Genomic DNA, 8,846 nt, shown 5'->3' on the forward strand with positions numbered 1-8,846 from the left:
GTACTACACACAAGATCAACCGAACCACACGGTGGCTGCACCCATTTCAGTCAGCGACGCGCTGCACCACAGCCGCGGCGATCAAACCAACCCGACGGCACGTCACGATCTACCGCTGGAGTATTAACGCCAGTTTCCACAGAAATGGGCAGGCACCGAAGAACCCTTCCACGTGAACGACTCTCATTCCGGAACCGAGCACTCACTAACGCCAGTCTTCGTTCAACTGGACCCCACACGCCGAAACGCGGCCGCCGCGACGGAAATGCCGGTGGACCATACGAGGGATGTCAAAACGTTCGTTTTGGTTCACAGGTCGCCGTGCGCGCATCCCGGCGGCTCCGCCTATTCGGCGGATTGGCGCAGGTGCGGGCGGGCCATGCCCATGCCGCGCCGCTCGTTGAGCACCTCGACGACCCCGCGCGTGCGGTAGACGGTGCGGGCACCGCGGTCCTCGTGTTCGACCTTCTCGTCGAAGAGTTCGCGGTACTGGGTCACGGTCTTGCCGTCGACGCCGAGCAGCTTGGCGATGGCGCCCAGGGCGCGGAACTCGTCGGGCCCGTCGGGCATGGGGAAGGGGGCCGGGCGGTTGGCGGTTTCCCACCGCTCAGCGAAGGCGTCGAGGTCGTCGGAGTCGTACTCCGGGGCCGGGGTGCCCTTGCCGGTGCGCGGGCGCGGTTGCTTCGGGGCCGGGAAGTCCTCGCGGCCGGTCCAGTTGTTGCGGATCGAGCCGTAGCTGCGGCCGCGCTGTTCGGCCCATTCCTTCAACGTGATCAGGGTTCCCACGCCCTCATTGTTGTCGGCGGTGGGCCCGGCGTGGTGAGCGGCTGTCGGCGCGGTGACGATCATCGGTACTTCTCTCTCGCTGGTGGGTGTCGAACGGTCGTATCGGGCCGATTCGCTTGCTAGGCTTGGCGATGCCCTTCTTTTGCGAGTGGGGCGCAATCGGGCGGCCTGGCGTGTCCGAGCTGCGGTCTTCGTGACCGAGGCTTCGTCGGCCGCCCGAGCCATGTCCTTAGAAGCTCTCCAGGAACGCCGTGAGCGCTGCGGCGGCGGCGATGCTGGGTTCGGGCTCCTCGGCGTGCGGCCAGTCCGCTACGTGCAAGCTCAGGTCGTCCCAGAGCTTGCGGGCCTCGGCGATCAGGACTGCCCGGTCGATGCCGGTCCGGCCGTTGACCCAGTCGGCCAGGTGCGGGCAGTAGTGCTCCCCGGCCCAGCCCTCGGCGATGATCCTGGCCTCGTACTCGGTGATCACGGTGTCGAAGCTGTCGTCGGTGTAGATGCGGTGGGCGACCGCCTCGTAGGCGTTGGGCACGGTCTCGGTGGTGTGCCAGACGCGCGCCTCGGTGGTGAGGGTCAGCACGTCACAGGGCATCTCTTCGTCGCGCCGGTCGAGCCAGAACGGGGTCGTCTCGGCGGCAGATCCGCCGGTCAGGCTGTCGCGGTCGATGAGCTTGTTGCCGTACATGCCGGAGGTGCCGGTGTAGTCGATGCTCCCGTCGGGATCGAGGATGAAGCCGTAGTGGGGGTCGTCCCCGCAGGCGAACAATTCGCCGCTGTAGGCGGTGACCCACAAACGGGAGCGGTAGCCGCCGGGGTGGACGAGGATATCGCCGGTCCATGGGCCGGTGGGCCCGGCCGCGCGGGCAGCGACGCCGCGGCGAGCGCGGTCCTCGTCGGTGGCGGTCCAGCGGGAGCGGTCGAACATCGTGAACGTCATCGGAGTAGTCCTTCCGGGAAAAGGTTTGGGGGAGAGAGGGATCAGGCGCGTTCGACGCGCACGATGAGGTAGTGGTCGGTGTCGAGGTGACCGGGGCCGACCATCCGCCAGCCGTGCCGGGCCAGGACCTCGGCGGGCTCGTCGGGGATGGGGTCGAGTGGGTTGGAGGTCAGCGAGTACGTCGTGACCGGATCGGTGTCCTCGTCGGCGGTGATCACGATGTCGGCGCGTTGGGCGGGCCCGTGCTCGGGTTCGACGGAATCGTCGGTGACGATCCGGGCGGTGAACACGACGCCGCTGCCCGGCAGCGGATGAAGCAGGGCGGACACCCGTTGCGCGTAGGTCGGTAGCCGGGTCGCCTGGTCGGCGGTGATGGCGCCGACGATCATCGCGACGGCGGCTTCCTTGGCCGCTTCGGCGGTGCCGAATGCGGTGTCCTCGCACAGCGGCTCGGCACCGTCGCGAAATACGTTCAGCCGCACGAGGTTCGGTGACTCCTCGGGTCGCTGGGCGAACGCACGGAACCCGGCCGTCTCGAAGGTCCATCGCTTGAGGACCGCCAGCGCCAGCAGCTCGTCCGGGTCGGATTCGGTGGCCCAGCCTTCCGCAGGCCGCCCGCCGAACAGCGCGTGCTCGCAGTTCCAATGCTCGAGCTCGGCGCGCAGCCGTTCAGGCAGCGCGTGGTCGGAGTCGTCGCTCACGTCGCTGGAGAACACCGTCCAGGTCGAGCAGCCCGCCGTGAATCGCTGTGCGTCGCAGCCGATCACGGTGTCGAGCGCGATGACGTCGCCGACCCAGTTGCGGCCCTCGAGCGCGGTGGTGATCGCGTCGGCCTCGTAGTCGTAGCAGCCCAGGGCCTCGGCGGGAATCGTGACGAACCGCCACGCCTCGGTGTGCTCGCAGCCGCCGCCGACGATCCCGGAGGTGACGGCGCGGACAGCGACCCTGGTCTCCGGCGCGGGAGGGCCGAGCGGGGCCGGTACGCCCCATTCGGGGTAGTTGGTGGTCAGGTCGTCCACGGGGGAGTCCTTTCCGAAAGTGGTTGCGGGAGTGGACGAGAGAGGAAGGGCCAGGGAGGGGGCCCGGTGTGCGGGCCCCCTCCGGCCGATCACGCCGCCAGGGCGTAGCGGTCGAGCTCTTCGCCGGTGATGGCCTCCACCAGCGCGGAGATCAGGATCTCGGCGGCGGGCGGGGTGACGGCGTTGCCGAGCTGGCGCACCTGCTGGCGCTTGTTGCCGAGCACGATGTAGTCCTTGCGGAACGCCATCGCGTCCTGGATCTCGTGCGGCTCCAACATCCGGAATCGGGTGTTCTCGATGTCGCGCTCGGTGATCATGTCGACCAGGGCGAACCGGTCGCGGGTGGACAGCGTCCCCATCGGGTCGGCGACCGGGTGGGCGGTGCCGTTGCCATAGTAGGGCAGCATCAGCGAGTTCCACACCTCGGCCGACATTCCGGTGGGCGGGGTGACCAGGCCGTGGTGGTTGCCGCTGGCGGTGACGGTGGCCAGGGCCTCGGTCACCGGCCGCGCGTCCGAGGAGCCACCGCGCAGCTCGGCGACGAAGGGCAGGAACGCCACCGCCGTCTCGTTGCGGGTGGTCTGGGTACGCAGCGGCATCGAGGCCAGCTGGGCTTCCTTGCCGTCGCGCCCCTCCATCGGGATCATCAGCGGCGGCACGACCAGGCCATGATTGGAGCCGTCGGCAACGATGGTCGCCAGCGGCTCGTGCAGGCCGATCGTGCGCGGGCGGTCCGAGCGCAGCAGCGCCAGGAACGGCTGCGGGATCGCCAGGCCGTCGTTCTCGCGGGTGGTGCGGGCGGCCATGGGGCTGGTGACCTGCGTGGCGTCGTCGCGCCAGGTGCCCCCGGCGGGGACCATCATCGGCGTCATCGAGGCGTAGCGGCGCATGCCGACCCGGATGCGCTCCATCGTCTTGGGGGCCAGCGGCTTGTCCCGGTCGCCGATGCGGGTGCCCGGCAGGGTCCAGTCGATCGCGGCGGCCGCCGGAAGCGCGGGCGGCTCCACGATCGAGTTGCGGCAGCTGACCCGAGGGCAGCGGTACACATACTGGGTGCGGTAGCGCCCCATGTCGGCATTGGGCTTCTTGAAGACCTGGAGGGCATTGATCCACTCGTCGCAGGCCGGGCAGTAGGCCAGCGGGCGCAGCCACTTGTTCCAGTTGGGCTCGCGACCCAACTGAAGATCCCAGTAGGCCACGTAAAGCCTGTCTCGAGATTGAGGGGCGGCGGGGGTGCGGACCGGCTGGGCGTGGCTGGAGTTCAAGGCGATGACCTTGACCCCGTAGCCCAGGGCGCGGATCTCGCCGATCCAGCGGTTCCACTGGTCCCACTGGCGGACCTCTTCCCTCGAAGGTTCAGGCGTGTTGTCCCAGCCGTTGGGATCCTGCCCTCTACGGTGTCTCGGTGCCTATCCCAGGTGGAGTCGATCACTGTTCGGCCGGTGGTGAGGGTGAGTGGTTGCTGTACTGGACGGCCCGGGACGTTCCGGTCTCGGCCGACTGCGCCGGTGTGCTCGGTGAGTGGGTGGACATCGACCGCCGTGAGCGCACGGTAGGGGTCGAGCCGGGTACACCGATCCTGATCGACCCCGCGGGCCGGATCGATCCGCGGTTGGCGCGGTTCTTCTGCCGGTCGCGGTTCGCGTTTCGCGCTGAGGGGACGCAGCTGTCGTACGTGAAGGACTATCGGCTGTTCTTCACGTTCCTGTGGCAGCGCGGCAAGTACTGGGACGAGGCCACGTGCGATGACGTCGACGACTACGAGGCGTGGCGGCGCCGGTCGGTGGACAATCCGCGCCGCATCGGTGGCGCGAAGTGGGCGCGTGAGCTCGCGGCGTTCAAGCTGGTCTACGACTGGGCCGTGGCCCGCGAGCATGTGGGCCGGAGCCCGTTGGCGACGACGACGGTCGGCGGCAGGGATGGCAGGACGGTGGAGGTCATGGTCAACCGGCCCACCGACCTGCGGGTGTCGAACGTCAAGTGGGTGACGCCACGGACGTATCGGCTGTGGCGGGATATCGGATTGCGCGGCTACGGTGTGGACGGTCTGCCTGATCGGGTGTGGCGGGGACGCAATGACGGCCGCAATGCCGCGTTCGCGGATCTGTTGTTCGAGAGTGGATTACGGCTGCGTGAGGCCGGCTGTCTGCTCGCACTTGAAGTGCCCGCGGCGGTGCTGGGGCACACCTACTACGAGGGGACGGTTGCTGCGGCGATCGCCAAGCGCCGCGAGCGCATGTTCTACGTGCACGCCGATGCGGTGCGCGCGATCGCGACCTACCTCGCGACGACCAGGTGGGCAGCTATCCGCCGGGCCCAATGCGCGGGGCGCTACGACCGCCAGGTTGGCAAGCTGATCGTGACCGCAGTGTCCTACGGCAAACAGACACGCCTGACCTGGGAGGATGCTTTCGGGCGGCAGAGCACGGCCGCGATGGGGGCCATCGGAGTGCGGGAACGGCACCGGTTGTTCATCAAGGGCGCCGATGGGCTGGAGCCTTTGCAGCTGTGGCTGACCGAGGCAGGTCTGCCGATGGACTACATGTCATGGGAAGCGGTGTTCTTCGCCGCGAACGCTCGATGCCGGAAACTCGGGAAGCCGGTGAGTATCTCCCCGCATACGTGTCGTCATTCCTTCGCCTTGAAGATGCTGGTCACGCTGCAGCGCGGGCTCGATGCCCGATTCGGGCTCGACAAGGACGAACGTGATCACTTGCGCAAGGTCTACGGCGACGCGTTCTCGCTGGTGAAAGATCTGTTGGGGCATCGCAGCGAGCAGGTCACGCGAGAGACGTATCTCGAACCACTCAACGGGCTACGGCTGGCATCGATCATGGACGGCACCGAGAACCTCGACGCGATCCTTGCTCGCGTCGCTGCATCCCACCGGCAGGTGATCGACCTGGCCCCTGACGGGGAGAGCAACTGAGGTGGGCGGCCGTCACCAGAGCAAGGCCATGCTTCTAGCAAACGGCTTTCGGCGTCCGCGGTCATTGGACGATTCCGGTTTGGTTCTCACGGTTTGGTCGGAAACCGGTGGGGTGGAAGGCGTTTTCGATTTTTCGCTGTTGCCCGGCAGCAGCGAGTTGCGTCGAGCGTTCGCCGCCGCGCTCGACCGTAAGTGCGGGCCTGGCGGAACGTGGCGGGCCTACGCGACATGCCGCGCCGGCTACTACGCCATCCGGGAGTTCCTGCGCTGGGCGGATTGCCAGGACGATCCTGTTCGGACGGTGGGGGAGATCACGCCGGCGATGTGGTCGTCTTGGCGGCTGGCCACACCGGCAACGGCGAACGGACGCAACTGCCTGGGCATGGTGCGGGCCCTGATTCCTCAGGTCCCCGGCGTCTCCACGGACACGGTGAAAGCTGTCGAACGCCGGATGCCGCCCGTGGTTGCACCGCAGGAAGCCAGCTACAGCTACGCCGAGTTCACCGAGATCCGGACACGGGCCGCAGCGACGTTCAACAACGCGCTGGTACGCATCCGAACCAATCGTGAGCACCTTCGCCGCTGGCGGGACGGCGAATTCGAGCCGGACAGCTCCGAGTGGCTGGTCGGTGACGCCCTGGACCAGGTGCTGCGCACCGGCGACGCTCCGCTGATGCCGAACGCCAAGGTTCGCACGATACGCAAGCACTACCGACGCGCACTCGGCGGTCGTTCGCCGGAAAAGACCTGGGGCAGGTTGTATCTCACCCGCACCGAAGCGTTCGCCGCCGCGGTGTTGCTGGTGGCGAGCGGGTCCTGGAACCACTCGGTGCTGGATGCGATGACGGTGCCGACAACCAACACTGCCATCGCCGATGACCTCGACATTCACACCGTCGAGATCCGCAAACCTCGCCGACCGGTGCGCTCCCGCTACACCACGAACAACCTGATCGATCACGGCGAAGGCAGCCCGGGGCGGCTGCTGAGCCAGGTGATCGAGGCCACCGACCCTGCCCGCTACACGCTGGCGCTGCAAGGCCGGCCCACCGATCGACTGCTGGTCTGCCGCCTGAACCGCGGCTGGCGCGACGGCAGCGCTTTCCAACTTGGGATCCCGGCCAGCGTCCACGATCCCGAGATCGGCTCTCCTGCCTGCGGCCACATCAGCCTGCGCCGCATCCGCCGCACCGTGCAGGTGCTGATCCGCAAAGAACCGGCCCAGAACAGCCGCGACACCCACGAGTCGGTCTACGTGATGCGCGACCCCGCCACCAAACACGACGCGGCGGCCACAATCGCGCAGGGACTCACAGACGCGGTCGAGCACGCCCGCGTCATCGGCGCGATGCGTGTCGCGTTCGGCGACGTCGACGCCTTGATCGAGTTGTCCGACAACCCGGAACTAGCCAAGGCGATCGGGGACGGGACGCTTGACACCGCTACCGCGGCATGCACGGACTTCACCCACAGCCCTTTTTCGGAACCCGAACTGCCGTGCACGGCATCGTTTCTGCTCTGCCTGGCCTGCCCCAATGCAATCGCTACCCGACGGCACCTGCCCCGGCTGGTTCATCTACGCGAGGCCCTCGACGAGCTGCGCGGCGTCGTCGACAGCGCTGTCTGGTCGCAGGATTGGCACGAACACCATCTGCGGGTCAGCGCATTGCTGGACAACCACACCACACCCGAGGAACGAGCAGCAGCCCTCGTCGATCTGTCGGACGCGGACCGCGCCACGATCGGCAAACTCCTGCGTAGGAGGCTGGATCCATGACAAGCCTGTGGGCCAGCTACACGGTTGCTGCGGGGTGGGTGATCGCCGCCGATGAGCCGTTCGTCCGTCCAGACAGACTTCCCGAAAGGACACGTGGCCAACAAGTTTCACGATTCGGTGATCCCATTTGGAACCTGGACCCGCTGAGCAGCCACAACCATAGCGCAACCTGGACGCTCAATTGGGAGCTGTTCCCCGAGCGACTGCGCGAGACAGGTCGGCGCGCCGGATGGGCGTTGGTCAATCTCGCGACACCGGAAGAAGTGCTGGAAGGCTCCGGCAGCATCAACCGCGTCAAGTGGATCAGCGCAGCCTCGATGGTCCGCGTCGTCAGAGGCTGGCGCCGCCTGGCGCAATGGACGCTCGACCACGGCATGAGCAGCATGGCGGACCTCACCACGGACGATCTCGAGGATTTTGCGGTGGACATCAGCCGAGCCGTGGGCCGCGATCGCGAAACGGTGGCCGAACAACTCCACTCGGTCAGTCTGCTTTGGGGGTTCGCTCCGCACCTTCCGCCCAGCGATCATCTCGTCATGCCGCCGTGGGAAGCCAGCGGCACCAAGGACGACTACCTTCCCCCGCGCGAGGCCGCCAACGAGAACAGCACAGTGCCGATTCATCCTGCGGTCATGTCACCACTCCTGGTCTGGGCCATACGATTCGTCGACGACTTCAGTGACGATATCCTCGCCGCCTGGGACGAACGCCAGGCACTGGTCGCACGCGTGCGCTCACACGCCAACCCGGAGGCCACCGCCGGGCTCCGGCAACTCATCGCCGACCACACCGCGACGGGGCGGCCGTTACCAGGCTGCATTTACCTCGGCCGCCGCATTGTTGCACGCACCTATCTGGCTGGCCTTTCCGACGCCAGTACTTCCCAGGTGAAGGTCGCCGTCCGACGAAACGGTTCGTCGCTGCCGATCAGCACCGAAACCCCGCTGGAGACCCGGGTCCAGGGCCGGTTGCATGAACAACCCTGGTTGCGGCACGTCAACTTCCACGACACTCCGATCCTCATGCGCAGACTGTCCGCCGCATGCATGATTGTGATCCTCTACCTCAGCGGCATGAGGCCAGGAGAGGCCCTCGAACTGCAGGTCGGGTGCTGCCCAGAACCCGATGACACCGATACGGCACATCGATACGCGATCCACGGCAACTACTTCAAACACGCCCGCGACGCCGACGACCGGGCCGTAGTCGGCGGCCTGCCCCGCGAAACCCCGTGGACGGTGATTCCACCAGTCGTCCGGGCCATCAGGGTGCTCGTGTCGACGTTCACGTTTTTCCCGGCCCGTTCGTTCACGTAATTGGGCAGGTGGTGGGTCCTGGGTGATGTTCTACCCGACCTCCTTGTTCTGTGTCTTGGGTTCGTGGTTGCCGCGGGGGCGCTTG

Annotated in this window: 7 protein-coding genes; 3 read left to right on the forward strand and 4 right to left on the reverse strand. The window is 67.1% G+C overall.

What is annotated here, in order from left to right; all coding sequences use genetic code 11:
• Positions 1-345: 345 nt before the first annotated feature.
• From IU459_RS35750 to IU459_RS35765, 4 genes are all read right to left on the reverse strand, one after another.
• On the reverse strand, positions 346-849 hold the full coding sequence (locus IU459_RS35750; RefSeq protein ID WP_195134023.1) for a hypothetical protein: 504 nt from the start codon (positions 847-849) through the stop codon (positions 346-348).
• A 166-nt stretch (positions 850-1,015) separates the two neighbouring features.
• Positions 1,016-1,720, reverse strand: a complete 705-nt coding sequence (locus IU459_RS35755; protein WP_195134024.1) for a hypothetical protein — start codon at positions 1,718-1,720, stop codon at positions 1,016-1,018.
• Positions 1,721-1,761: 41 nt separating this feature from the next.
• The gene (locus IU459_RS35760; RefSeq protein WP_195134025.1) at positions 1,762-2,739 is read right to left on the reverse strand and encodes a hypothetical protein; all 978 of its coding nucleotides are present in this window, start codon (positions 2,737-2,739) and stop codon (positions 1,762-1,764) included.
• Positions 2,740-2,828: 89 nt separating this feature from the next.
• Positions 2,829-3,917 carry a DNA cytosine methyltransferase gene (locus IU459_RS35765; protein WP_228838981.1) on the reverse strand — a complete coding sequence of 363 codons (1,089 nt, stop codon included), beginning with the start codon at positions 3,915-3,917 and terminating at the stop codon, positions 2,829-2,831.
• Between the two features lie 227 nt (positions 3,918-4,144).
• Here IU459_RS35765 and IU459_RS35770 point away from each other — a divergent pair, with 227 nt between their 5' ends.
• From IU459_RS35770 to IU459_RS35780, 3 genes are all read left to right on the forward strand, one after another.
• Positions 4,145-5,668 (forward strand): site-specific integrase, encoded by a 1,524-nt coding sequence (locus tag IU459_RS35770; protein ID WP_195134026.1) that lies wholly within the window; start codon positions 4,145-4,147, stop codon positions 5,666-5,668.
• Positions 5,669-5,747: 79 nt separating this feature from the next.
• Positions 5,748-7,445, forward strand: coding sequence for a hypothetical protein (locus IU459_RS35775; protein ID WP_195134027.1), 1,698 nt, complete (start codon positions 5,748-5,750; stop codon positions 7,443-7,445).
• The gene (locus IU459_RS35780; protein WP_195134028.1) at positions 7,442-8,761 is read left to right on the forward strand and encodes a hypothetical protein; all 1,320 of its coding nucleotides are present in this window, start codon (positions 7,442-7,444) and stop codon (positions 8,759-8,761) included. The genes IU459_RS35775 and IU459_RS35780 overlap by 4 nt, the downstream gene beginning before the upstream one ends.
• The last annotated feature ends 85 nt before the right edge of the window (positions 8,762-8,846 follow it).

The organism is Nocardia amamiensis (genome assembly GCF_015477605.1).
In the GTDB taxonomy this organism is placed as follows: Bacteria; Actinomycetota; Actinomycetes; order Mycobacteriales; family Mycobacteriaceae; genus Nocardia; species Nocardia amamiensis_A.

Bases quoted from the DNA above. Each gene is read 5' to 3' on its own strand.
- IU459_RS35750 (WP_195134023.1), bottom strand. From the start codon at position 849: ATGATCGTCACCGCGCCGACAGCCGCTCACCACGCCGGGCCCACCGCC.
- IU459_RS35755 (WP_195134024.1), bottom strand. From the start codon at position 1,720: ATGACGTTCACGATGTTCGACCGCTCCCGCTGGACCGCCACCGACGAG.
- IU459_RS35780 (WP_195134028.1), top strand. From the start codon at position 7,442: ATGACAAGCCTGTGGGCCAGCTACACGGTTGCTGCGGGGTGGGTGATC.